Origin of the sequence: Micromonospora sp. WMMA1923 (assembly GCF_049179195.1) — a bacterium.
GTDB classification, from domain to species: Bacteria; Actinomycetota; Actinomycetes; order Mycobacteriales; family Micromonosporaceae; genus Micromonospora; species Micromonospora yangpuensis.
The window spans coordinates 1,825,463-1,850,072 of record NZ_JBMHLZ010000001.1; the positions used below are offsets into that span (position 1 = coordinate 1,825,463).

General features: G+C 69.1%; 22 protein-coding genes and 2 pseudogenes. 18 read left to right on the plus strand and 6 right to left on the minus strand.

Going from position 1 to position 24,610, the window contains the following annotated elements; genetic code table 11:
• The first annotated feature begins 54 nt into the window (after positions 1-54).
• Entirely contained in the window at positions 55-1,557 is a 1,503-nt protein-coding gene (locus ACN28G_RS08295) for a multicopper oxidase family protein (RefSeq protein WP_421478822.1), read from the plus strand.
• On the opposite strand, the gene ACN28G_RS08300 is transcribed toward ACN28G_RS08295, so the two are convergent.
• Positions 1,558-2,595 (minus strand): medium chain dehydrogenase/reductase family protein, encoded by a 1,038-nt coding sequence (locus ACN28G_RS08300; protein ID WP_091436909.1) that lies wholly within the window; start codon positions 2,593-2,595, stop codon positions 1,558-1,560.
• 16 nt (positions 2,596-2,611) lie between these two features.
• Positions 2,612-3,052 carry a hypothetical protein gene (locus ACN28G_RS08305; protein ID WP_139135643.1) on the minus strand — a complete coding sequence of 147 codons (441 nt, stop codon included), beginning with the start codon at positions 3,050-3,052 and terminating at the stop codon, positions 2,612-2,614.
• 387 nt (positions 3,053-3,439) lie between these two features.
• Between ACN28G_RS08305 and ACN28G_RS08310 the strand changes: the two genes are divergently transcribed.
• From ACN28G_RS08310 to ACN28G_RS08320, 3 genes are read left to right on the plus strand one after another with little or no spacing between them, the layout of a single operon-like run.
• Positions 3,440-5,242, plus strand: a complete 1,803-nt coding sequence (locus ACN28G_RS08310; protein ID WP_421478823.1) for a hypothetical protein — start codon at positions 3,440-3,442, stop codon at positions 5,240-5,242.
• A 49-nt stretch (positions 5,243-5,291) separates the two neighbouring features.
• A complete protein-coding gene (locus ACN28G_RS08315) occupies positions 5,292-6,245 on the plus strand; it encodes an McrB family protein (RefSeq protein WP_421480881.1) in 954 nt (317 codons plus the stop codon).
• Positions 6,246-6,264: 19 nt separating this feature from the next.
• Complete coding sequence (locus ACN28G_RS08320) at positions 6,265-7,437, plus strand: McrC family protein (protein ID WP_421478824.1); 1,173 nt, start codon at positions 6,265-6,267, stop codon at positions 7,435-7,437.
• Between the two features lie 12 nt (positions 7,438-7,449).
• On the opposite strand, the pseudogene ACN28G_RS08325 reads toward ACN28G_RS08320, so the two are convergent.
• Positions 7,450-7,704, minus strand: a pseudogene (locus tag ACN28G_RS08325) (DUF4291 family protein); the annotation flags it as partial.
• Positions 7,705-7,806: 102 nt separating this feature from the next.
• Here ACN28G_RS08325 and ACN28G_RS08330 point away from each other — a divergent pair.
• Positions 7,807-8,049 carry a hypothetical protein gene (locus ACN28G_RS08330; protein WP_421481000.1) on the plus strand — a complete coding sequence of 81 codons (243 nt, stop codon included), beginning with the start codon at positions 7,807-7,809 and terminating at the stop codon, positions 8,047-8,049.
• Between the two features lie 33 nt (positions 8,050-8,082).
• Here the strand turns inward: ACN28G_RS08330 and ACN28G_RS08335 are convergent, their stop codons facing one another.
• A complete protein-coding gene (locus ACN28G_RS08335) occupies positions 8,083-8,688 on the minus strand; it encodes an AAA family ATPase (RefSeq protein ID WP_421478825.1) in 606 nt (201 codons plus the stop codon).
• A gap of 608 nt (positions 8,689-9,296) precedes the next feature.
• Between ACN28G_RS08335 and ACN28G_RS08340 the strand changes: the two genes are divergently transcribed.
• Positions 9,297-9,932 carry a class IV adenylate cyclase gene (locus ACN28G_RS08340; RefSeq protein WP_421478826.1) on the plus strand — a complete coding sequence of 212 codons (636 nt, stop codon included), beginning with the start codon at positions 9,297-9,299 and terminating at the stop codon, positions 9,930-9,932.
• A 461-nt stretch (positions 9,933-10,393) separates the two neighbouring features.
• Here the strand turns inward: ACN28G_RS08340 and ACN28G_RS08345 are convergent.
• Positions 10,394-11,304 (minus strand): IS5 family transposase gene (locus ACN28G_RS08345; protein ID WP_421480882.1). Its coding sequence is split into 2 segments (ribosomal slippage): positions 10,394-10,875 and positions 10,875-11,304, totalling 912 coding nucleotides; the frame shifts between segments, so codons are not numbered across the junction.
• Positions 11,305-11,526: 222 nt separating this feature from the next.
• Between ACN28G_RS08345 and ACN28G_RS08350 the strand changes: the two genes are divergently transcribed.
• A protein-coding gene (locus ACN28G_RS08350; RefSeq protein WP_421478827.1) for an IS5 family transposase occupies positions 11,527-12,442 on the plus strand; the annotation gives its coding sequence in 2 pieces (ribosomal slippage) (positions 11,527-11,694 and positions 11,696-12,442; 915 coding nt in all).
• A gap of 108 nt (positions 12,443-12,550) precedes the next feature.
• A protein-coding gene (locus ACN28G_RS08355) for an IS5 family transposase (protein ID WP_421478827.1) occupies positions 12,551-13,466 on the plus strand; the annotation gives its coding sequence in 2 pieces (ribosomal slippage) (positions 12,551-12,718 and positions 12,720-13,466; 915 coding nt in all).
• Here the strand turns inward: ACN28G_RS08355 and ACN28G_RS08360 are convergent.
• The gene (locus ACN28G_RS08360) at positions 13,463-13,744 is read right to left on the minus strand and encodes a DUF1877 family protein (protein ID WP_421480883.1); all 282 of its coding nucleotides are present in this window, start codon (positions 13,742-13,744) and stop codon (positions 13,463-13,465) included. The two genes, ACN28G_RS08355 and ACN28G_RS08360, sit on opposite strands and share 4 nt — an antisense overlap.
• An 81-nt stretch (positions 13,745-13,825) precedes the next feature.
• Here ACN28G_RS08360 and ACN28G_RS08365 point away from each other — a divergent pair.
• The 10 genes and pseudogenes from ACN28G_RS08365 to ACN28G_RS08410 all read left to right on the plus strand — a co-directional run.
• A pseudogene (locus ACN28G_RS08365) lies at positions 13,826-14,662 on the plus strand (Mu transposase domain-containing protein); the annotation flags it as partial.
• A gap of 748 nt (positions 14,663-15,410) precedes the next feature.
• Positions 15,411-16,367, plus strand: a complete 957-nt coding sequence (locus ACN28G_RS08370) for an ABC transporter permease (protein WP_421478828.1) — start codon at positions 15,411-15,413, stop codon at positions 16,365-16,367.
• 53 nt (positions 16,368-16,420) lie between these two features.
• Positions 16,421-17,197: an ABC transporter ATP-binding protein gene (locus ACN28G_RS08375; protein WP_421480884.1), complete on the plus strand. Its 777-nt coding sequence runs from the start codon at positions 16,421-16,423 to the stop codon at positions 17,195-17,197.
• Complete coding sequence (locus tag ACN28G_RS08380; RefSeq protein WP_091436923.1) at positions 17,194-18,015, plus strand: ABC transporter permease; 822 nt, start codon at positions 17,194-17,196, stop codon at positions 18,013-18,015. The genes ACN28G_RS08375 and ACN28G_RS08380 overlap by 4 nt, the downstream gene beginning before the upstream one ends.
• Positions 18,016-18,034: 19 nt before the next feature.
• Positions 18,035-19,213 (plus strand): ABC transporter substrate-binding protein, encoded by a 1,179-nt coding sequence (locus ACN28G_RS08385; RefSeq protein WP_217628794.1) that lies wholly within the window; start codon positions 18,035-18,037, stop codon positions 19,211-19,213.
• Between the two features lie 112 nt (positions 19,214-19,325).
• Positions 19,326-20,117, plus strand: coding sequence for an IclR family transcriptional regulator (locus ACN28G_RS08390; protein ID WP_175440512.1), 792 nt, complete (start codon positions 19,326-19,328; stop codon positions 20,115-20,117).
• Positions 20,118-20,175: 58 nt separating this feature from the next.
• The gene (locus ACN28G_RS08395; protein WP_091436928.1) at positions 20,176-21,660 is read left to right on the plus strand and encodes an NAD-dependent succinate-semialdehyde dehydrogenase; all 1,485 of its coding nucleotides are present in this window, start codon (positions 20,176-20,178) and stop codon (positions 21,658-21,660) included.
• Entirely contained in the window at positions 21,654-22,523 is an 870-nt protein-coding gene (locus ACN28G_RS08400) for a nitrilase family protein (protein ID WP_091436930.1), read from the plus strand. Before ACN28G_RS08395 ends, ACN28G_RS08400 begins: the two co-directional genes overlap by 7 nt.
• Positions 22,524-22,652: 129 nt before the next feature.
• Complete coding sequence (locus tag ACN28G_RS08405; protein ID WP_421478829.1) at positions 22,653-23,216, plus strand: amino acid synthesis family protein; 564 nt, start codon at positions 22,653-22,655, stop codon at positions 23,214-23,216.
• Positions 23,217-23,246: 30 nt separating this feature from the next.
• Entirely contained in the window at positions 23,247-24,608 is a 1,362-nt protein-coding gene (locus ACN28G_RS08410; protein WP_421478830.1) for an aminotransferase class III-fold pyridoxal phosphate-dependent enzyme, read from the plus strand.
• Positions 24,609-24,610: the final 2 nt, after the last annotated feature.

A 24,610-nucleotide genomic window follows, 5' to 3' on the forward strand; every position in this document is an offset into this window, starting at 1 on the left:
GCTACGCAGTTGTCGCCGATGCGACGACACCACCCACCACGAAACGGTTGTCCCATGAGGCGTCGTGCGGTGCTGAAGGCATTCGGGTGGGGAATCGGGGGCGCGGTCGCCCTGGGTGGCGGAGGCTTCGGCGCCTACTACCTGAGCGCGAAGCGGGACACCGTCGGGAAGATCGCCTTCGACACGGCACTGTCGATTCCCGCCCTGGCCGAGTCGAGGACGGACGCCTCGGGGACCCGTGTCTTCACCCTCGACATCCAGCCGGGCGAGACCCGGTTCAAGGCCGGGAAGGCCACCCGCACCTGGGGTGTGAACGGCACCTACCTGGGCCCGACGATCCGGGCTCGACGCGGCGAGCGGATCGAGTTCGCGGTGCACAACGGCCTCGACGAGGAGACCTCGCTGCACTGGCACGGCATGCACCTGCCGGCGGTGATGGACGGTGGCCCGCACCAGACGATCGCGGCCGGGGCGACCTGGGAACCGCGATGGACGATCGACCAGGCCGCCGCGACGCTCTGGTACCACCCGCACGTGCACGGTGCGACCGCCGACCACATGTACCGGGGCCTGGCGGGCCTGTTCATCGTCGACGACGACCGGGTCGAGGCGCTGAACCTGCCGTCGGACTACGGTGTCGACGACGTCCCGATGATCGTCCAGGACCGCGCGTTCGACGGAGACCAGCAGTTCGAGCAGCGGGAACCACTGGCGGGCTCGCTCGGGGTGATCGGCGACGAGATCCTCGTCAACGGCACGATCGGGCCGTACTTCGACGTCACCACCCGGCTCGTGCGGCTGCGGCTGCTGAACGGTTCCCACGCGCGCCTGTACCACTTCGGATTCTCCGACGACCGGCGTTTCTCGCTCGTCGCCACGGACGGTGGCCTGCTCGCCGCGCCGTGGGAGACCGACCGGCTGTACCTCTCGCCGGGGGAACGCGCGGAGATCGTGGTGGCCTTCGAGCCGGGAGAGCGGGTCGAGCTGCGTTCCTATCCGGCGGAGCACGGCGGGGTGCTGGGACGGCTCGACGGCTTCGACGACCGCTTCGACATCTGCCAGTTCCGGGCCGCGGATTCGCTGTCCGGCGACGCCGCCGTGCCCGCCGTGCTCGGCGTCGCCCCGGACCTCGCCGCCCGGCCGGTCGCCCAGGAGCGTTCCTTCGTGCTCGCGTCGAACCGGATCAACGGACGGTCGATGGCCATGGACCGCATCGACTTCGGGGTCCGGGAGGGCACCGTGGAGGTGTGGGAGGTCACCAACGACAACGGGTATCTGCACAACTTCCACGTCCACGACGTCCAGTTCCAGGTGCTGACGGTCGACGGCAGGGCGCCGGAACCACCGCTGCGCGGCTGGAAGGACACCGTCCTGCTCGTCCAGGGGAAGCGGTACCGGCTGGCGCTGCGCTTCCGGGACCACACCGACCCGAACATGCCGTACATGTACCACTGCCACCTGCTCGCCCACGAGGACGACGGCATGATGGGCCAGTTCGTCGTCCTGGGCGAGGGCGAGCAGGTCGGCGTCCCACCGGGCCACCACCGGCACCCGTGATCAGGGCACCAGGATAACTTTGCCGGCGACGGTGCGGGACTCGGCGAGCATCAGCGCCGACGCGGCCTCGGCCAGCGGGATCTCCGCGGCGATCTGCGGGTGGAGGACGCCGTCGGCGAGCAACCGGAACACCTGGGTCAGGTCCTCGGCCAGGTTCCGCCGGAAGGTCGCCAGATCGCGGTGGCCCGCCCAGAAGTTGTAGAAGTAGGCGCTGCGGTGGTTGGGCAGGGTGTGCCAGAGCTTCAGCTGCGCGAACAGCTTCAGCACGGGCAGCCGCGAGTTGCCCGTCTCGTCCTTCGTCGCCGCCGTGCCGTAGGACACCAGCGTGCCGCCCTTGCGGAGCAACTGCCAGGACCGTTCCACGCCGGGGCCGCCCACGTGGTCGAACACCGCGTCCACCCCGTCCGGCGCCAACGCCCTGATCCGCTCGTACATGCCCGGGTCGCGGTAGTCGACGGGGGTGGCGCCCAGCGCGCGTACCGCGTCGTGGTGTCGCGTCGACGCGGTGCCGATCACGCGGATGCCGGCGTGCCGGGCCAGCTGGACGAGCGTGGAGCCGACCCCGCCGTTGGCCCCCAGCACGACGATGACGCCCCCGGCGCGGACCGTGGCCAGCCGGTGCAGCATCTGCCAGGCGGTGATGCCGTTGACGACCACGGTCTCCGCGGCGGCGGGGGACACCCCGTCCGGCACCGGGACCAGGTCGGCGGCCTCGATGAGCACATGGGTGGCCCACGCGCCGATCTTGGTGACGGCGGCGAACCGGCGTCCGGTCAGGCTCGCGTCCACGCCGGGCCCGCCGGCGGTGACGGTGCCGACCAGGTCGTACCCGGGTACGAAGGGGAACGGCGGCTGGTCGTAGTACTTGCCCCGGCGCATCTGCTGTTCGGCGAACGACACACCGGTCGCCGCCATCCGCAGGACGACCTGTCCCGCAGCCGGCGCAGGCAGCTCGCGGGTGCGCACCTCCAGCCCGGTCGGGTCGACCACGCCCGGTAGGACTATCTCGGTCGTGCTCGTGGTGACGGCGTTGGTCATGACGGCATTCCTCCGGTCAGCGGTTGTCGTTGGGTCCCAGCGCCCCGCGGTGCCAGGTGTGCCAGCCACGGCACAGCAGGTAGCCGGCGATGGTGGTCGTCGAGACGAGCCCGTCGGCGATCAGGGTCAGGAGTGCGTTCGGGACGTCGAGGATGAAGGCGGCCTGGATGGTGACCGCGATCTTGTGGATGAGCAGGAGTTCCCACATGCCGCGTTGCTTTCGGGGTGCGAGGGCCAGCATGGCCCACATTCCGGCGAAGACGATGTAGGCGCAGGTGCGCCAGTACTCGGTCAGGATCAGGTCGTCGGAGAGGCCGCCGAGGCGGTAGACGCCGTCGACGAACGGCACCAGGGTGGCGGCTGCCGTGATCGCCATCAGGATGCGGCCGGTCCGATCCTGCCAGCGAGGCGGCGCCGCGGCCGGCGCTTCTACGGCGACCTCAGTGTGGGCTGTCATGAAACTCTCCCGTTTGCTCGATCATCTGTGGGCAGACAGGGAGACCATCCGTCACCGGCGTTCGGCCTCGCGTCGGTGGGAATTGCGTAGCCGCCCGCGTGGTCCGGGGCGCTCCGGGTATGACCTCCGGACGTCAGGGGCGTAGTTCGAGCGGGTTCACACTCTCTGAAGCGGCCATCGCGTCCTCATCTCCTTCTCTGACTTGGTCGTCTTGACGGATCGACGCGATGGCCGTCTCTCATCTACGCAACACGCCCAACACGGGCAAGTCGTACACCACTCCCGTGGACGCAACCGTTTCGTCTGTTAGCTGGCGGAACGATCGTGGGATGCTCTCGTGTGCCGTGGTTGCGGCATGGAGCCGATGACAAGGACGAGTGAACTTTGGTGATCCATCCCGACGACCTGCCCCGGTGGCGGCGCAAGCTCGATCAGATCGAGGCGGCCGTGGACCTCGACGAGGAAGTGAAGCAGCGCTGGGCCAAGGCGGATGCGCTGCGGCCCACCCGAGATGCCGAGGCCCGCTATCTGGTTTCGGAGCTCATCGCCAGCCGGGATTTCGCGGCGTTCCGGGCAGGCTCGGATAAGTGGTCGCGCCAGGAGGGTCCGTACAACGCCTTCTCGGGTTTCGGTCAGATGTGGCTCAACCAGGTCGCCAACAACCTGCCCGATGACCCCGAGGCGCTGAACGTGCTGGTCCGCGCCTTCACCACGCCGGCCACCGTGGATGAGGCGCGCTCCCGGTTCGCCGAGGTCGAGCGGGTGACCCGAGACCTGGCGAGCAAGGGGCAACCGGCCGTCGGGCGAATCCCGTACGTCTTGTCGGTCTTCTGGTCGACGGACGATGTGCAGCCGGGCTGGCCGGTGATGTGGAAGAGCGCGCCGGAGCGGATGTGGGCGCTGGGTTGGCTGCGGACGTGGGAGAACGCCGACCGCTACCTAGCGGTGGTTGAAGCGGCACGCACGTTCTATCCCGACGATGTCCACCGGTTCGAGCGATTGATGTGGTTCCTATCCGAGCGCCAGGGGTTCGTGGGAGTCAACCCCGCCGTGCGGGCGATGTGCGACGAGGCTGCCGGCATCATGGCCACCTACGAGGTGGGCGCGCGCTATCCGGACGAGGAACGTTCGAGTCGGGCAGCCGCTCTCGCCGCCCAACTCAAGGGTGAGCTGCACATCGCCGCCAAGGGGCTTCTGGCGGACTTACGGGCCGCCACGGGACTCGAGCTGGAGACCTCGCAACCGCAGGACCGGATCGCCTCGGACAAGGGGGCTGCGTATCGCGCAGACGCCTACGCCACCTGGTCGCTGCCCGGGGCGGTGTCTGCGGCCGGCCTACGGCTGTGGGCCACGCGGTCGGGGCTTGCGGTCGGCCTGTATGACTGGCGGAACCCGGGCGCCGGTGCAGCGCTTGCCACGGGTCCGCTCCCCTCCGGTCACCGGTTCTTCGAGATCCGGCTCCACCTCACCGGAGACCGGCTCGTTCCGGTCGACGCCGATCCGGGTGGAAGCACGTTCGTGGGGAAGTGGTGGCCCTGGTCCGAGGTTCCCCGGGGCGGTGACCTGAGGGACGCGATACTCGAGGAGGTGGGTCGGCTCAAGCCTCTGGTGAGGCTGGTCGCCGGCCAGGGAGAGGCCGTGCCGGCGACGACCCCCGAGGGGGAGGATCTGGCGGCGGCGCTTGCCAGATTCAAGGCTGAGCGCCCTTACCCGAACGACAAGGACGAGTGGCATGCCGAACAGCGACAGCAGTTCGCTGAGGCCCTCTCACCCGAGAACCTGACCATCTTTGACTTGGACCAGTTCCGGCTACTCGTCAACGGCAAGCGCTACGGCAACCCGGGTCCCCAGTCGGTACTCAACGCAAGCCTTTCGGGCATGGACTCGGTCGCCCTCGACGCCTTCGCCAACAAACTGCGTGAGATCCTCTTCGGTGACGGGGAGGTCGCCACCCCGCATCGACCGAGGCCTGGATTGGAAAGACCTCGGCACGAAAGGGCTGGGCGAGAGCGTGCTGCTGAAGCTGTTCGCCGTCACCGATCCCCGGCGCTTCCTGCCGATCTTCCCGCTGACGGGTCCAATGGGAAAGATCGCCATGCTTCGCCGGTTCGGGCTTACGGAGCCGGACGGCGCGCTGAGCCGCGGTCAGCAGCACGTCGAGGCGAACGATCGGCTGCGGGCAACCCTTGAGCAGTTGCTGCCCGGCGATCCCTGGGGGCAGGGCCAGTTCGCCTACTGGATGCTCAACCACGACGCCGTGGAGCCGGTCGAGGAGGAGGACCACATCGCCCGGACCGCGCAGGATCTCCTCTTGCCTGAACCGTTCCTGCGCGAGCTTGCTGAACTGCTCCACGAGAAGGGACAACTCATTTTCTACGGCCCTCCGGGCACCGGCAAGACCTACCTGGCGGACCGGCTCGCCGGCGCCTTGCAGCAGGACCCGGAAAGGCGGATGCTCGTCCAATTCCATCCGTCCACCTCGTACGAGGACTTCTTCGAGGGCTACCGGCCACGCACCGATGAACGGGGGCAGCTGACCTACGAGCTTCGCTCCGGGCCGCTTGCGCTGATGGCAGAGAAGGCCGAGAGCAACCCCGGCGTGCCGCACTACCTGATCATTGACGAGATTAATCGGGCCAACCTGCCGCGTGTCTTCGGCGAACTGCTGTTCCTGCTGGAATACCGGAACAAGGCCGTACGTACCGCCTATCGGCCCGACGAACCATTCGAGCTGCCGCGCAATCTCTTCTTCATCGGCACCATGAACACCGCTGACAGGTCGATCGCGATGGTGGATGCGGCCCTGCGTCGACGGTTCCATTTCATCCCGTTCATGCCGCACGAGGGAGCGATGCGGTCGCTGCTCGCCGACTGGTTGAAGAAGAACGGGGAGCCGGTGTGGGTCGCCGGACTGGTGGATCAGGTAAACGAGCGGCTCCGGGTCCTCCTGAAAGGGCCGCACCTGCAGATCGGTCACAGCCACTTCATGAGACAGGGCCTCACCGGCGAGCGACTCGCACGCATCTGGGATTACGACGTCTACCCCTTCATCGAGGACCAGTTGTACGGTCGGCCCGACCAGCTGGAGCAGTTCGCCTGGGCGAAGGTGCACGCCGCGTACGGGCCGTCCTCCGCTTCGGGGAGCGCGGCCGTGGATGCCGCCTCGGACGATTCCGATGAGTCTCCCTTCTGAATCCCGGGCCGCTGGCGTAGTGAGGCTTCGCGAGTACGAGACCTTGCCGCGGCCCGTAGCTCTCAACGTCGCGGAGGTGTCCCTGCTCCGCGGCCTCCCCGGCGGCCGCCTCGAACTCACCCCGTCGGACGAGCCCGGTTCGTACTTCCTCCAGGCCACCTCCTGGGTGGGCGCCGTAGTTCTACCTCGGCTGACCATTCAGATCCTGCCCAAGGTGCGTGACCTGCGGACCGTTCTGACCATGTTCACCTCCGGCGTAGGCCTGGTCGAGTGGGGAACCGACGCGGCGGCGTACGACCGAAGTGACTTCGTCGAAGGCGTCGCGGAACTGGTACTACGGGCGATCAACGGGGCGACCCTCCGTGGTCTCGTCCACGGCTACCGTGCTGTCGACCAGCGACTCCCAGTGATCCGTGGACGCCTGGACGTCCAGCAGTTGGCCGCACGGCCGTGGGACTCCTGGCCAGTGCCGTGCCGCTTCGACGACTTCACCGCGGATATCCCCGAGAACCGGATCCTGCTGGCGGCCGTTCGGCATGTCGTGCGGTGGCCAGTAGGCCCCGTCCTTCGTCGCATGGGGGGTGAGCTGCTCCAGCGCCTTGAAGGAGTGGGTGACTCACCGGTCGCGCTGACCGAGTGTGACCTGATCCGGCGCACACCGCTCAATGAGCACTACCAACCGGCTCTTGCCCTTGCTCGGCTGGTCCTTGAGAGCTTCGGCCTCACCCAGGGCGTGGGTGGACTGACAGCGCAGAGCTTCCTGGTCGACATGAACAAGCTATTCGAGAAGTGGATCGGGGACGAGTTACGCGCAAGGCTCTACCCCACGATCGAGGTCCTTGAGCAGTTGCCCGTTCCCCTGAGCGTCTCGCCACGCGTCACCATGAACCCCGACCTGCTCTTCCTACGAGGCGCGGAGGTCGTTTTCGTTGCGGACGTCAAGTACAAGCTGACCGGGGGAGGTCTAGCGCGTACCAGCGACTATTACCAGCTGCTGGCCTACACCACGGCCCTGCGACTACCGCACGGCATGCTCATTTACTGCCGTGCCGACCTCGCTCCGGACCGAGTCATCACAGTGGTCGGAGGCAACCAGCGCCTGCACACCCATCCCATGGATCTGAGTGGGTCGCCTGAAATGGTGGCCGAGGCGCTTGACGTGGTCGCGGAGTCGATCAGAAAGCTGGCCTGACGGCCTACACGGAAGCGCCCACTCGAAGCCGTCCCGGGTGATCTCGACGGCCAGGACGTGTTCCTGTCCGGGTTTGGTGGCCCAGCCGCAGCGGTACATCAACCACAGGAACGACGGCTTGATCCAGGTCATCCGTTCCCGCTTGAACGGGGCCACGAACCGCCCGGTCGCCACCGCCGGCACCGCGATCTGCGGCGGGTACGCCTGGTAGACGGTGATGGAGTCGGCCGAGTAGCGGGCGCGGACCTGACGCACGGGAACAGACACGACCCGATCCTCACCGACCAACGCCGGGCCGATCCACTGAGATTCGGCGTCGAAGGCCGGCCTGCGGATCGGGGACTGGGTGTACGCGACCAAGGCGGCGTCGTGGGTGAACTCGCGCTGCTCGTGCCGTGGCTGATCGATGGCGGCCATACCCCGCGGCAGGCGGAGGACTGGTTGGCCGGGTTCTCCGCCTGGTCCGCGACCGACGCCGATGTGCTGGACGGTTTCGCGTCGAGGAACGCCTCGAAGTGGTCAGTCCGGTCGAAGCGGAGCACCGAGCCATGGATACATGATCTTGCGGTCTGGAGTGGCCGGTGGGCTGTCTTCCGGGCGTGCCGGCGGTGAGCAGGCCGCGCGGACGGGACCGGTGGGTTGGTCTCAGGGTGCGGTGGTGCTGTCCGCCCGGTCGGGTGCGGTGCAGTGTCGGCAGCGTCGTGGACAGGGTGTGTGGGCGGGGGTGGTGGTGAGGCCGCTGGTGTGCAGGATCGTGGTGACGGTCTGGTCGAGGGTGTGGTGTTCGGGGATGGTGATCTCGTCGGGGGTGCCGAGGAGGTCGAGGTGGGTGTACCAGTGGCGCATCTGGTCGGGGGTGACGGGGATGGGTTCGGTGCGGGTGGCGTGTCGGCGGAGGGTTTCGTCGTACGGGACGTCGAGGTAGTAGACGGCGGTGGGGCCCGGGTGGCGGTCGATGAGGTGGTGGAGGGCTGGTGCGTAGCGTTCGGTGTGCAGGATGCCTTCGAGGATGACGTGGTAGCCGAGGTCGAGGGCGGTGCGGGCGGTCGTGGTGATGAAGGTGGGGGCGACCGGGTCGATGTGGGTGCTGTCGTGTTCCCGCAGGATGATCCGGCGGAGGTAGTCCTGTTCGAGGAGGGCGGCGCCCCGGCCGTAGCGGCGGCGTACCTCGCGTGCGGTGGTGGTCTTCCCGCTTCCTGAGTTACCCCGGATGATCACCAACGTCGGTGCGGTGGAGTCGGGTGGTTCCATGTCGATCCTTATGCGATATTGGCGCAGCTGAGCGCGACGGCTCGTCCGGAACGTGGCCGCGAGCTCGGGACTCTACGAATAGTGGCGTTAGTCAGTGCCTGCATCCGCAAGGCCGTCCGCGACGGTGCCGACATTGTCCACCCGCTGGCTGCGTTGCGGGGTCACCGGCCGCCAGCTCGACATGGGTTTCTGGTCGGGTCTTCGTGAAGGCGGCTTCCCGCGACATGGGCGTCCGGTCGTTGCGCTACGAGGTGGCGGCGACGAGGGCTGTCGGCGGATGTGCGCCTACGGTGCTGTGGGATTCCGACTGGTCCGCGACCGACGTCGATGTGCTGGACGGTTTCGCGTCGAGGAACGCCGCGAAGTGGTCCACCAGGTCGAAGCGTAGCGTCGAGCGCTGGGTGCATGATCTTGCGGCCTGGGTCAGCGGGTGGGCGGTCGACCGGGCACGGCGGCGGTGAGCGGGAAGCGTGAGATGGTTTCCGCTCCGCAACGCGGAGCGCGAGATGACGGAGGCATCTGCCGCGAGATTGGGATGGCTCCTTGGCGCGCGGCTGTCGGCGCGGCAACAACCTGCCCAGTGGATCTCGGGCGTAGGGTGCGACGACGTGACGGGCATCGACACACTCCTGACGGCGGACATTCCCGAGCCACCCGCGTGCGAGGTGGAGGTCAAGTACCGGATCGGTGACCTACCCGCGGTGGAGGCGGCTCTCGGGGCGTGTGGTGCCGTCCTGTCGCCGCCGGTGGTGCAGGACGATCAGGCCTACGCTCGGGTCGGGTGGGTGTACGGCCAGTCGAAGATCGGGGTTCCGTTCGCCCGGCTGCGCACCGAGCGGGGGCGGCATCTGTTGACGGTCAAGACGCCGGTCGCCAACGAGCTGTCGTGTGTCGAGCATGAGACCGAGGTGGCCGACCGGCAGCAGATGGACGCCGCGCTCCGGCAGATGGGCTTCTATCCGACGGTACGCATCCGCAAGTCCCGCCGTACGGCGGCGCTCGGACCGATGTCGTTGTGCCTCGACGAAGTGGACGACCTCGGGGCGTTCCTGGAGATCGAGCAGATCGTCGCCGCCGGTGAGCAGGGCGAGCGGGTCCAAGCCGACCTCGACCGGTTCGCCGCCACGCTGGGCGTGTCCCTGGAACGCATCACCGATACCTACGATTCGCTGATCAGGGCTGGACGAGCCGGGCCCGGTGAACTTCGTGGTCAACCCGTTAGACCGCCTCAAGTCGTCCGGTAGCTCGGCCGTAGAGCGCAGGTGTGCTCGTTGGCCTCGTCGTGGGAGACATCGAGGAGATCCCGGCTCCTCGTACACCAGGAGATCTGGCCCTGGCTGCTGGTCCACTCCGCGATGAGCGTGCTGACCACCCGCGCAGCCAAAGCCGACATCGGCCGGGTCCGGACCGGACCAAGTTCACCACAACCCTGCGCATCGTGCGTCGTACCGCCACCGGTACGGGGACCATTCCCCCGACGGACTGGACTGACGCCCTACCCGCCATCCACGCCCAGATCCCGAGCAAACTCACCGCCACCAACCCCGCAGCGCGGGGGCATGACCAGCGACTACGACCCGCGAGCCTTAGTGGATCATGAAGCGGATGTCCTGTTGGAATGCTTGGCCGCAGCCAGCTGGTACAGCCACTTCAGGATCGCCTCGGTCGTTTCCTCCGGGGGCCCTAGGCCCTGTGTCGAAGTTGGTCACAGCCACTCGTTGATCGCGGCGATGTGCACGGTGGCCTCGTAGCGCACGGCGAGCTTGTCGAAGCGGGTCGCCACAGCGCGGTTGCGCTTGAGTCTGTTGATGCCGCACTCGACTGCGTGGCGCTGCTTGTACCGCTGCGGGTCGAAGGCCGGTGGCCGGCCGCCCTTCGACCCCTTCTTACGTCGGTTGGCGTCCTGGTCGGCCTTGCTCGGGATGGTCGCGGCGATCCCGCGTCGGCGCAGGTAGGCCCGGTTCGCTTTCGAGGTGTAGGCCCTGTCGGCCAGGACCCGGTCCGGGCGGGTCCTGGGTCGGCCGGTCACCAGGCGGGGAACGCGGATGGCGGCCAGGACGGGGATGAACTGCGGGCTGTCGCCGCGCTGCCCGGCAGTCAGCACCATGGCGAGGGGCTTCTGCCCTTGCTCGCAGCCCAGGTGCAGCTTCGTGGTCAGCCCACCGCGGGAGCGGCCGAGCGCGTGGTCGGCCGGTTCGACGGTGACGCCGCCGGGTGGTTCGGCCTGCAGATCCCCCTTTTCCTCGCCCCGGCCGCGTGCTGGTGAGCGCGGGCGCTGGTCGAGTCCACGGACACGTCCCAGGTGATCCTGCCGGCCGCGTCGGCGAGGGCCTGCAACGCCGTCAGGACCTGCTGCCAGGTGCCATCGCGCTGCCAGCGGCGGAACAGGGCATACACCGCCGACCAGGACCCGTACTGCGGCGGCACGTCCCGCCACGGGGCACCCACCCGGATCCGCCACCGGATCCCATCGATCAACTGCCGCCTACTCCATGACGACGGTCGACCTGGCCGCTTACCCGCAGGCAGCAACGGCTCCAGCACCGCCCACTGCACGTCGGTCAGGTCGAACCGCCTCGTCACCGCTAGGGTGTCCACGAGGTCTCCGGTTTTCAGGTTCTGCTTGGTCGCTGAACCATCTACCGGAGGCCTCACTCTTTTTCGATCTCCGACACGCGAAGATCCTCAAACCAGCTCAAGCCCTGGCACCGACTTCGACACAGGCCCTAGGTCGTGTTTCGTAGGGCGGCGTTGTTGGGGCGTGGCGGTGGTCGCTAATGGGAGAGGTCTCCGGTAGTTGGTTCAGCGACCAAGCTGGAACTTCACACCGGAGACCTCGTGCCGAGCGTAGCGGCAGCGAGGCGACATGACCTGACCGACGTGCAGTGGGCGGTCCTCGAGCCGTTGCTGCCTGCGGGAACGGGTCATGCTCGGCCGCGCAGATGGACCATGAGAGTGATCATCGACGGGATCCGGTGGCGGGTCCGGACCGGATCACCATGGCGGTGTCGTGCCCGCGTCCTACCCGCCGTGGCAGACCTTGTACCGGTGGTTCCGGCGCTGGCAGCGCGACGGCGTCTGGGCGCAGATTCTCACCTCGTTGCAGGCCCTGGCGGACGCGGCGGGGTTGATCGGCTGGACGGTGAGCGTGGACTCGACCATCAGCCGCGCCCACCAGCACGCCGCTGGGGCCCGCCGTGACGGGCAGGCGCAGAAGGAGCCGCCCGGTGGTGTGCAGACCGAGCCGGCAGATCACGGCCTCGGCCGGTCAAGGGGCGGCTGGACCACCAAGACCCATCTGGCCTGCGAGCAGGGCCGCAAACTGATGGCCATGGTGGTGACCGCCGGACAACACGGCGACAGCCCACAGTTCATCCCCGTACTGGCCAAACTACGTGTCCCCCGCGCCGGTGGCGGCCGGCCCCGGACCCGCCCCGACATGGTGCTGGCCGACAAGGCGTACACGTCCAAAGCCAACCGAGCCCACCTGCGATCCCGGGGCATCCGAGCGTGCATCCCGAGCAAGGCCGACCAGGACGCGCACCGCAAGGCCAAAGGGTCCAAAGGCGGACGTCCACCCGTCTTCGACCCCGAGGTCTACCGCCTGCGTCACGCCGTGGAGTGCGGCATCAACCAGCTCAAACAACACCGCGCCATGGCCACCAGATACGACAAACTCGCCGTGCGCTACGAAGCCACCCTCACCATCGCCGCCATCAACCAATGGCTCCGCGCACTACGAAACACGGCCTAGGTCGTGTTTCGTAGGGCGGCGTTGTTGGGGCGTGGCGGTGGTCGCTAATGGGAGAGGTCTCCGGTAGTTGGTTCAGCGACCAAGCTGGAACTTCACACCGGAGACCTCGTGCCGAGCGTAGCGGCAGCGAGGCGACATGACCTGACCGACGTGCAGTGGGCGGTCCTCGAGCCGTTGCTGCCTGCGGGAACGGGTCATGCTCGGCCGCGCAGATGGACCATGAGAGTGATCATCGACGGGATCCGGTGGCGGGTCCGGACCGGATCACCATGGCGGTGTCGTGCCCGCGTCCTACCCGCCGTGGCAGACCTTGTACCGGTGGTTCCGGCGCTGGCAGCGCGACGGCGTCTGGGCGCAGATTCTCACCTCGTTGCAGGCCCTGGCGGACGCGGCGGGGTTGATCGGCTGGACGGTGAGCGTGGACTCGACCATCAGCCGCGCCCACCAGCACGCCGCTGGGGCCCGCCGTGACGGGCAGGCGCAGAAGGAGCCGCCCGGTGGTGTGCAGACCGAGCCGGCAGATCACGGCCTCGGCCGGTCAAGGGGCGGCTGGACCACCAAGACCCATCTGGCCTGCGAGCAGGGCCGCAAACTGATGGCCATGGTGGTGACCGCCGGACAACACGGCGACAGCCCACAGTTCATCCCCGTACTGGCCAAACTACGTGTCCCCCGCGCCGGTGGCGGCCGGCCCCGGACCCGCCCCGACATGGTGCTGGCCGACAAGGCGTACACGTCCAAAGCCAACCGAGCCCACCTGCGATCCCGGGGCATCCGAGCGTGCATCCCGAGCAAGGCCGACCAGGACGCGCACCGCAAGGCCAAAGGGTCCAAAGGCGGACGTCCACCCGTCTTCGACCCCGAGGTCTACCGCCTGCGTCACGCCGTGGAGTGCGGCATCAACCAGCTCAAACAACACCGCGCCATGGCCACCAGATACGACAAACTCGCCGTGCGCTACGAAGCCACCCTCACCATCGCCGCCATCAACCAATGGCTCCGCGCACTACGAAACACGGCCTAGCCCCAGTCGTCGTCCAGGTTGTCCAGGAAGTCGAACATCTCGTCGCTGTCGGGTTCGACATCTGGCAGTTCCACGAACTCCTCCGCTCCCAGGACCAGCGGGATGTCGACGCCAAGCCGGTCGAGCAGGAAGTCGAGTCCGTTCCATGCCTTGTCGGTGGCGCTCCAGCGGTCGGAGTCGTCGTCCCGATGCGTCATGGCCAACCCGTACGCCCAGGCGAGGTCAGCTCTGGCCTGCTCCAGCTCGGCCGGGGTAACACGCAGCCAGTTGCCGTTCATGCTCACGCCGCCAGCCTAAGGATCGACTACGACAGTTCCCTGCCAGGACGCGTCGACCGTGGCGAGCCGTCGGCGGCATCCGGACCTGCCGCAACGCCAGTGATCAAGAACCCGTGGGCGGTCGGTAGGTCGGTGATGGTGTCGGGGTATTCGCGGTGGTTGTCGGCGGTGATGATCCCGTCGCGGCGGTCGACGGATCTGCTGGGCGGGCACTGGACGTTGATCTCCGGCTGGGGGCGGGTGCCGAAGGCGTTGGTGTGGGACAACGAGTCCGCGGTCGGGCAGTGGCGGGCCGGCAGGCCGCAGTTGACGGAGGCGATGAACGCCTTCCGCGGCACTCTCGGCATCAAGGTGATCCGGTGCCGGCCGGCGGATCCGGAATCGAAGGGCCTGGTGGAGCGGGCCAACGGCTATCTGGAGACGTCGTTCCTGCCCGGACGCCGTTTCGCCTCACCTCAGGACTTCAACGCCCAGCTCACCGACTGGCTGGTGCGGGCGAACCACCGCCAACACCGGATGCGGGGCTGCCGCCCGCTGGACCGGTGGGACGCCGACCGGGCCGCGATGCTGTCGCTGCCGCCGGTCGCGCCGGTGGTTGGCTGGCGGCAGACCACCCGCCTGCCTCGGGATCATTACGTCCGGTTGGACAGCAACGACTACTCGGTGCACCCGGCGGCGGTGGGCCGACGAGTCACCATCGTCGCCGACGCCGACCGGGTGCAGGTGTTCTGCGAGGACCGCCAAGTCGCCTGGCATGACCGGTGCTGGGCGAAGCATCAGAGCATCACCGATCCCGCTCACCGCCAAGCCGCCGCCGATCTGCGGACAGCGGCCCGGCAGGCGCCAGCGCCGGCAGTCACGACCGAGGTGGAGCACCGCCAGCTGGCCGATTACGACCGCCTGTTCGGCCTGGATGTCGAGGTGGCCGTCGGCGATCCATCGGGTGACGACTGCGGGGTCTGCGCCGGTGTCGAGGGCTGCGCGGTAGCGGTCGAGTCGGTTGGTGCGGGTGGTGAGGTTCTCCCGGGCTGCGGGGATGCGCTGCTCACCGCCTGGGGTCGGGCCTGGCTGCCGTTCCAGATGCTGGCCGCCGCCCACACGTACGGGCTGCTGTTGAACCTCTGGTTCTGGCCGCCCTGGTTCTGGCCGCCGGCCGGGCCGCGTTCGATGCCCCGGTGACCTTCGCCGCGCCGGTCGGCGGTCGGGCCGGTACGCCCGGCGGCGGGCACGGTGTCGGGCCCGACGCGGTGCGGACCGCCCCGCCGGGAGGAACCGGGGACGGGGGGCGCCACCCGAACGATGGGCCGGGGTGCCCGGACGGCGTACGGGTCTGCCCGGGCGCGGTCCGGGGCCGACGTCACGGTGCCCGCAGCGTCAATGACCTCCCGGCGTCCGGCGTCGGAGAGGCCGTCTGCGCGCGTGGTGCAGGAGGCGTCACGGAGCGTGGCGGCGGTGGGTGGGCGAGGGCCCGGATTGCGGTATCCGCAGGTGAGCGTGGGTTGCGAGGTCACAAATCGTGATCCGAGGTCGGCTCAGAACCGTTGACGTGGCCTGGCTCACGCTCCTAGGGTGAACCACCAGTTCACTGAGTGATCCGATCCGGGTGATGGAAGCCCGGGGGATCCCACGCCAGACGACGCTTCCGAGGGATTCGGAGAGTGCCTGCATGACCGCGACAAGAACGACCACCGCCGCGGTGGCCGCCCAGGGCGGACCCACCGGTCGGGTGGACCCACCGACACCACGCCGCCGAAACGCCCGACTGGCCGCCGTGGGCAGACGCGGTCGCGACGGCGTCGGAGCCGTCCTCGTGGTGACAGCGCTCGCCGGCCTGTGGGAGGGCTACAAGGCGGTGGGCCGAGCCGTCGGCGACGTCGTGCCCGGCACTGGGATCGCCTTCCCCGTCGCCACCGACGACCTGTCGATGCCGCACGTGTGGACGATCCTCGGCGCACTCGTCGAACCGGCCCGGCGCGGCGACGCGGCCACACTCGGCGTCTATCTGCTCGGCGAGACCAGCGTGACGCTGCGCGAGGCGTTCTACGGCCTGGTGGCCGGCGCGTCGCTCGGTCTGCTGCTCGCCGTCCTCTTCCTGAACGTGGTGCCGCTGAGCAAGGGGCTGATGCCCTGGCTGGTGGCGTCGCAGACGGTCCCCCTGGTGGCCATCGCACCGATGATCGTGATCTGGGGCGGCCAGGCCGGCGCACCCCCCTGGGTGGCGGTCACCGGCATCGCCGCCTACCTCGCGTTCTTCCCGGTCACCATCAACACCCTGCGCGGGCTGAAGTCGCCGCCGAAGGTCCAACTGGAGTTCATGCGCAGCGTCGGTGCCGGCCGTTGGCAGGTACTCGGGTGGCTGCGGATGCCCGCGGCGCTGCCCTTCGTCTTCGCCGGCCTGCGCCTCGCGGCGACCGCGAGCGTGGTGGGCGCGATCGTCGGTGAGCTTTCCGCAGGCACCGGCCGGGGCATCGGCCGGGCCATCCTCACCTTCGCCTACTACTACTCCAACGGCCCCGAGAAGTTGTACGCGGCCGTCCTGGTCGCGGCGGCGGCCGGCATCGTCTTCGTGCAGTCCCTGGCACTCATCGAGCGCATCGCGCTCCGGAACCGGCAGACCCGGTGACCACCCCTTCCGCCTCCACAAGACCTGGAGAGACGCTGATGTCCGAGGCCGCGATCATTTCCGTGCGAGGAGTCACCAAGCAGTTCACCGGCGGAGACCGCACGGTGACGGCGCTTGAGGACATCGACCTGGCGATCGAGCGGGGTGAGTTCGTGTCCCTGCTGGGTCCCAGCGGCTGCGGCAAGAGCACGCTGCTGCGGATCCTGGCGGACCTCACCGAGCCGACCAGCGGCACGGTGTCGCTCAACGGCAAGACGCCGGCCGCGTCCCGGTTGGACCGGGACTACGGGATGGTCTTCCAGCAGGCCGGACTCTTCGAGTGGCGGACCGTGCAGCGCAACGTCGAACTGCCGTTGCAGGTGGCCGGAGTGGACAGGTCGACCCGGCGGGCCAAGGCCCACGAGATGCTGGAGCTGGTCCGGCTCACCGACTTCTCCCGCCACTTCCCCTGGCAGCTCTCCGGTGGCATGCAGCAGCGGGTGGCGATCGCCCGCGCGCTGTCGGCGGACCCGGAGATCCTGTTCATGGACGAGCCGCTGGGCGCGCTCGACGAGATGAACCGCGAACGCCTCCAGGGCGAGCTGCTCCGGATCTGGTCGGACACCCGGACCACCGTCGTCTTCGTGACGCACAGCATCTCCGAGGCGGTCTTCCTGTCCTCGCGGATCGTCGTGATGTCCGCCCGGCCCGGCCGCATCGCCGCCAGCATCGACGTCGACCTGCCGTACCCACGGACCGCCGCGACCCGGACCACCGAGGCGTTCTTCGCCAAGGTCACCGAGGTACGCGCGGCGCTGCACGGCGCCCCGGCCGAGCAGGCGGCCCGATGAGCACCACGCCTCTCGCGCGGCGGACCCCGGCCGCCGCCGGGCTCCGGACGGCCGTCGGCCGGTTCCTGCCGGTCGTGCTCACCGCGGTGCTGATCCTCGGCTCGTGGCAACTGGTCGTCACGATCTTCGACGTCCCGTCGTTCATCGTGCCGGCGCCGGTGGAGATCTCGTCCGCGTTCCGCTCCGAGTTCGGCACGATCATGTCGGCCTCGGTGGTCACCGTGCGGGCGGTGCTCCTCGGCCTCTTCCTCGGCGCGGTCGCCGGGGTCACGGTGTCGCTGGCGCTCAGCCGCTTCCCGGGTGTGTCCGGCCCGGTGCTGACCGCCGCCGTCATCATCAACTGCGCCCCGATCGTGGCTCTCGCGCCGATCTTCAACAACTGGTTCGGGGTCACCAACCCGATGTCCAAGGCGGGCGTGGCTGCGGTGATGGTCTTCTTTCCGGTCCTGGTCAACACCACCAGGGGCCTCCTCCAGGTCTCACCCCTGCACCTGGAGATCATGCAGTCGCTCGCGGCACAGCCCCGACAGGTGGCGCTCATGCTGCGGCTGCCCAACGCGTTGCCGTACCTGTTCAACGCGCTCAAACTCGGCAGCACGCTCGCCGTGATCGGCGTGATCGTGACCGAGTACTTCGGTGGACCGAGCAACGCGCTCGGGGTGTACATCGCCTACCAGGCGGCCCTGCCCCGCTTCGAGTTCGCCTGGGCGGGGATCGCCGTGGCCAGTGCCCTCGGTCTGCTGCTGTTCGGTGCCACGTCCCTGCTGGAACGCCTCCTGATGCCCTGGCACGAGTCCCTGCACGACAGCGACTCCTGAGAGCCCGGATCCCCACGAAATGTTGGAGTCAGACATGGCCCTGCACCTACGGCGGACCTCGCGGAGGAACCGCCCGATCACGATCGCCGCCACCCTCACCGCCGTCCTGCTCGCCGCCTCGGCCTGCGGTGGCATGTCCGACGGCCCGAGCGAGTCCGCGGCCGAGGCCGCCAAGAACTGCGAGACGACCACCAAGGTCCGGGTGGTGCTCCAGTGGGTCGCCCAGGCCCAGTTCGCCGGCTACTACGCGGCCAAGGAGAAGGGGTACTACGCCGAGGAGTGCCTCGACGTCACCATCCAGGAGGGCGGCGTCAACATCGTCCCCCAGCAGGTGCTCTCCGCCGGCAACGCCGAGTTCGCGGTCAGCCACGTCACCAAGACGATGGTCACCCGGGAACAGGGCGCGGACCTGGTCAACATCGGCCAGGTGTTCCAGCGCGGCGCGTACCTCCAGGTCGCCTGGGCCGACTCCGGCATCAAGGAGCTGACCGACCTGAAGGGCAAGAAGGTCGGCAGCTGGGGCTACGGCAACGAGCTGGTGCTGTTCGCCGCGATGAAGGACGCCGGTGTCGACCCGACCAAGGACGCCGAGATCATCCAGCAGCCCTTCGACATGTCGCTGCTGCTGCGCAAGGAGGTCGACGCCGCCCAGGCCAAGACCTACAACGAGTACGCCCAGTTGCTGGAGACCAAGAACCCGGACACCGGCCAGCTCTACCAGCCGTCGGACTTCTCCGTGATCAACCTCCAGGACGCCGGCTACACCAGCCTGGAGGACGGCGTCTACGCCCGGGGCGACTGGCTCAACGAGCAGGTCAACCAGGACACGGCGGTGAAGTTCCTCAAGGCGTCCTACCGGGGCTGGGGCTTCTGCCGCGACGAACTGGACGGCTGCGTGGACATCGTGCTCAACGCCGGCAGTGCCCTGGGCAAGGGCCACCAGACCTGGATGCTCAACGAGATCAACAAGCTGATCTGGCCGGCCGCCAACGGCGTGGGAATGATGGACCAGGCGGCCTGGGATCAGACCATCAAGATCGCGATGGGTGGCGGGGTGCTCAAGGGCGTGCCGGACTCCGACGCGTTCCGCACCGACCTGTCGAAGCGCGCCAACGACGAACTCGGCGCCGACGGCTTCGACGCCAACGGGAACTCCTACACACCGGAGACCGTGACGATCACGGAAGGCGGCAGCTAGGCGGGCGGCCGGGTGCCGGCGGCTCCCGCCGTTCGGCACCCGGCCGCAGCCGGTGGCTTCTGCCAAGATGTGGGCCGTATCCCACGGCTGACGGCGATTGATGGAGGTAGCGATGGCGCCCAGTGAGGCGGGCCTGGTGCGACGTACGATCTGGCTCCTGCGGGCCGTGGCGGCGCACCCGGAGGGTGTCGGGCTCAGCGAGGTCGCCCGCGAGGCGGGTATTCCCAAGGCCACCTGCTACCGCGTGCTCACGGTGCTGGAGCGGGAGAGCTGGCTCACCCTGGATCCGATCACCCGCCGCTACCGGGTGTCCCTCGGTCTGCTCTCGATCGTGGGGGGACTGCTCGACGGCGGTGGCGCCTACAGCCACATGCGGGAGGTGCTGCGCAACCTCGCCGAGGAGACCCGGGAGACCGCTGGCTTCGACGTGCTGCTGCCGCCGCAGGTGATGGTCGTGGCGCAGGTGCCGGGTCCGTCGCTGATCGGGCAGACGCTCAAACCGGTACCCCGTACCCAGCCGGTCTGGGCCACCTCCACCGGCAAGGTGCTCCTGGCGGCGCTGAGCGCGGAGTCGGTGTGGGAGGACTTCACCGAGGAGTTCGCCGAGCACGCCCCGCCGGAGGTGGGCGACCTGGAGTCCTTCGTGGCCTCGTTGGACGCGGTCCGGGAGCGCGGGTTCGCCTTCGCGTACGACGAACTGGAGGTCGGGGCGGCGTCGGTCGCGGCGCCGGTGCGGCTGCGCGGCAACACGCCGTACGCGGTCTGGATCGGCGGGCCGACGTACCGGATCACCCGCGAGCGCATCGACACCATGGCGGAGTCGGTGATCAAGGCGGCCCGGCAGCTCACCGAACTGCTCAGTAACGCAGACATCGACATTCCGAGTGCCTTCGCCAGACGCTAGGGCACCCGCCGACCGCACCGGCTCGTCCACGGCGAGGTGTGCGGTGAAGGAGGAGACAATGGCCGTACCAGCCGAGGTGTTGGCGGCGGCACTGACGGTGGTCGACAGGACCCCCAAGGGACTGTACGTCGACGGCGAGTGGCGCGCGGGTCGGGACGGTGCCGTCCTGCCCGTGGAGGATCCGGCGACCGGAACGACCGTCGCCGAGGTGGCGGACGCCTCGGTCGAGGACGGGCGGGACGCGTTGGCCGCCGCCGCCCGGGCCCAGGCCGGGTGGGCCGCGACCGCGCCCCGGGAGCGGGGCGAGGTGCTGCGCCGGGCGTTCGACCTGATCATCGAGCGCCGTGACGACCTGGCCCGGATGATGACCCTGGAGATGGGCAAGGCGTTCGCCGAGTCCCAGGCCGAGGTGAGCTACGCCGCCGAGTTCCTGCGCTGGTTCGCCGAGGAGGCGGTCCGCATCGACGGTGGCTACCTGCCGGCGCCGGGCGGCAACTCGCGGGTCGTGGTGATGCGCCAACCGGTCGGCCCCTGCCTGCTGGTGACCCCGTGGAACTTTCCGATGGCGATGGGCACCCGCAAGATCGGTCCCGCCCTGGCAGCCGGGTGCACCGTCGTGGTCAAGCCGGCCAAGCAGACCCCGCTGTCCATGCTGGCGCTGGTGGGGATCCTGGAGGAGGCCGGCCTGCCCCGGGGCGTGGTCAACGTGATCACCACCTCGCAGTCCGGGCGGGTCACCTCGGCCCTGCTCACCGACGAGCGGCTGCGCAAGCTGTCGTTCACCGGTTCGACTCCGGTCGGCCGGACCCTGCTGGCCCAGTCCGCCGACCGGGTGCTGCGGACCTCGATGGAACTGGGCGGGAACGCGCCGTTCCTGGTCTTCGCCGACGCCGACCTCGATCTGGCCGTCGAGGGGGCGGTCCAGGCCAAGATGCGTAACGTGGGTGAGGCGTGCACCGCCGCGAACCGGTTCTACGTGCACCGCTCGGTGGCGCCGCACTTCGTCGAGGCGCTCGCCGAGCGGCTGGGTGGGCTGCGGGTCGGGCACGGGCTGGACCCGTCGACCGACGTGGGGCCGCTGATCGACGGCGTCGCGGTGACCTCGGTCGCCGAGCTGGTCACCGACGCCACACAGGCCGGTGCGGCGGTCGTCACCGGTGGCGGGCCGGTCGGGGGAGCGGGACACTTCTTCGCGCCTACCGTGCTCTCCGGTGTGCCGGACGATGCCCGGTGCGTCCGTGAGGAGATCTTCGGCCCGGTCGCCCCGGTGGTGGCCTTCGACGACGAGGACGAGGCGGTCGGCCTCGCCAACGCCTCCGAGTACGGCCTGGCCGCGTACGTCTTCACCGAGAACCTGGGCCGTGGTCTGCGGGTGACCGAGCGGCTGGAGAGCGGGATGGTGGGGCTCAACCAGGGCGTCATCTCCAACCCGGCGGCCCCGTTCGGCGGCGTCAAGCAGTCCGGTCTGGGACGTGAGGGCGGGACGGTCGGCATCGACGAGTACCTCACCGTCAAGTACGCGGCGGTGCGGGCGCCATGGTGACCCGCTTCCTGCTCGCCGGGGTGCAGATGGCCCCGGTCTTCGGTGACGTCGCGGCGAACGTCGCCAGCACGTCGGCCTGGATCCGGGCGGCGGCCGACCGGGGTGCCCGACTCGTGGTGCTGCCCGAGGCGGCCTCGGCGGGGTACGTCTTCGCCGACCGGGCGGAGGCCGCCCGGTACGCCCAGCCGGTGTCGGACGGGCCGACGGTCACCGCGTGGGCGCGGCTCGCCGCCGAACTGGACGTGTGGATCGTGGGTGGGGTGACCGAGCGGGACGGCGACGCGGTCTTCAACTCGGCGGTGCTGCTCGGTCCGACCGGCCTTCTCGGCACGTTCCGCAAGGCCCACCTCTGGAACGACGAGAAGGAGATCTACGACCGCAACGACGACGGCTTCCCGGTGTTCGACACGCCACTGGGTCGGATCGGCATCGGGATCTGTTACGACGCCTGGTTCCCCGAGACGTTCCGCAGCGCCGCGCTGCAGGGCGCCGACCTGGTGGTGCTGCCGTCGAACTGGGTGCCGGTGCCGGGGCAGCCGACCGGGACGCCGGCGATGGCGAACCTGATGTGCATGACCGGGGCGCACTCCAACCAGTGCTACGTGGCCGGGATCAGCCGGATCGGGGCGGAACGCGGCCAACCCTTCGTCGGCCGGTCCGTCCTGGTCGGACCGGACGGCTGGCCGATCGCCGGCCCGGCCAGCGGGGACCGCGAGGAACTGGTGCTGGCCGAGGTGGACCTGATCGGTACGCGGGCGCACCGGCGGCACAACCCGTTCAACCAACCGCTCGCCGACCGGCGGACCGATCTGTACGTGACCGACGGACCGGCCGTGCCCACAGCGTTCTCGTCGCGGCCCTGACCTGGGCGGACGGCGAGAGATGAACCTCGCCGGATAGCCGGATACGTCCCTCGGAGCTATTGACTCGCACCCGCAGCAACGCCAGTATATGAACCAATGGTTCATCCAGTGAACCACTAAGGAGTGATCGTGAGCATCCGGGTTCGCAAGCTGATCCGTCACCTCGAAGAGACGCGGCTGGAGAACGGCAGAGCGGTGCAGCCGGTGCACCGGGTCGCCTTCGCCGGCGTGGTCATCGAGAACCCCTACCCCGGCGAGTACGTGCAGGACCTGGTTACCCTGGCCGACGAGATCGGCCAGGAGATCGGCGAACTGGTCGGCCCCGCCTGCGTGGAACTGCTCGGCACCGAGGTCGAGGCGTTCGGCAAGGCCGCGCTCGTCGGCATCGACGGCGAGGTCGAGCACGGCTCGGCGCTGATCCACAACCTGCGCTTCGGCAACGTCTTCCGCACCGCGGCCGGCGGCACCGAACTGCTGCCCGCCGCCGAGAAGGTCGGCGTGCCCGGCAGCCCGATCGACATTCCGCTCAAGCACAAGCTGGACTCCAAGACCCGGTCCCACCACCAGACGGTGACCCTCCAGGTGGCCGACGTGCCCCGGCCCCGGGAGATCCTCGTGGTCTGCGCCGCGTCGAACACCGGACGCCCGCTGGCCCGCCTCGCCGCCTTCGGCGCCGAGCTCAAGAGCAACTGACCTGAGCGCGCGACGGGACGGAGCCAGCCGATGACCATCACCGACACCGACACCACCACCTGGACCAGCCAGCGGCTCAAGGAGACCGACAAGGAGTACGTCATCCACTCCTGGTCGGTGCAGGGCAAGCTCGACCCCATCCCCGTGGCCGGCGGATCCGGTTCGTGGTTCTGGGACTACGACGGCCACCGGTACCTCGACTTCCAGTCCCAACTGGTCAACCTGAACCTGGGTCACCAGCACCCCCGACTGGTCGAGGCGATCCGCGCCCAGGCCGAACAGCTCTGCTACATCGGACCCGGCTTCGCCGAGCGGTCCCGGGCGGAACTGGCCGAGATGATGGCCGGGATCACCCCCGGTGACCTCAAGATGACCTTCTTCACCACCGGCGGCGCGGCGGCCAACGAGAACGCCGTCCGACTGGCCCGGCACGTCACCGGCCGACAGAAGGTCATCGCCCGGTACCGCTCGTACCACGGCGCCACGGCGGGCGCGATGTCGCTGACCGGCGACCCGCGCCGGTGGGCGGCCGAGCCGGGGATGAGCGGCGTGGTGCGGATGCTCGACCCGTACACCTACCGCTGCCCGGCCGGGCACCCCGACCCGTGCCCGGTCTGCTCCGGCGGCCCGCACCTGGAGGAGATCCTCCGCTACGAGAACCCGGAGACCGTCGCCGCCGTGATCGTCGAGCCGGTCACCGGCACGAACGGGCTGCTCTACCCGCCGGACGGCTACCTGCGCTCGCTGCGGGAGGTCTGCGACAAGTACGGCATCCTGCTCATCTTCGACGAGGTGATGGCGGGATTCGGGCGTACCGGGGAGTGGTTCGCCTGCGACCACTGGGACGTCGTGCCGGACATCCTCACCACCGCCAAGGGCCTGAACTCCGGGTACGTGCCGCTCGGCGCGATGACCGTCTCCACCCGGATCTCCGAGTGGCTGCGCGACAACATGTTCTGGGGCGGCCTGACGTACGCCGGGCACCCGCTCGCCTGCGCCTCCGGCGTGGCGTCGCTGCGGATCATGCAGGACGAGGGCGTGGTGGAGAACGCCCGGACGATGGGGGAGCGGCTCGGCGCCGGTCTGGCCACGCTGGCCCAGAGACACCCGAGCATCGGCGAGATCCGGGGCCGGGGGCTGTTCTACGGCGTGGAGCTGGTCCGCGACCGCGACACCCGGGAACCGCTCGTGCCCTTCAACGCCAAGGGTCCGGCCGCCGCACCGGTCGGCCGGCTGCTCAAGGCCGCGATGCAGCGGGGCGTCTACCTGACCGCCAACTTCAACGTCCTGCGGCTGACCCCACCACTGGTCATCACCGCCGACGAGATCGACCTGGCGCTCGGCGTCCTCGACGAGGTGCTCGACCTCGCCGACGAGCACTACCAGAACTGAGC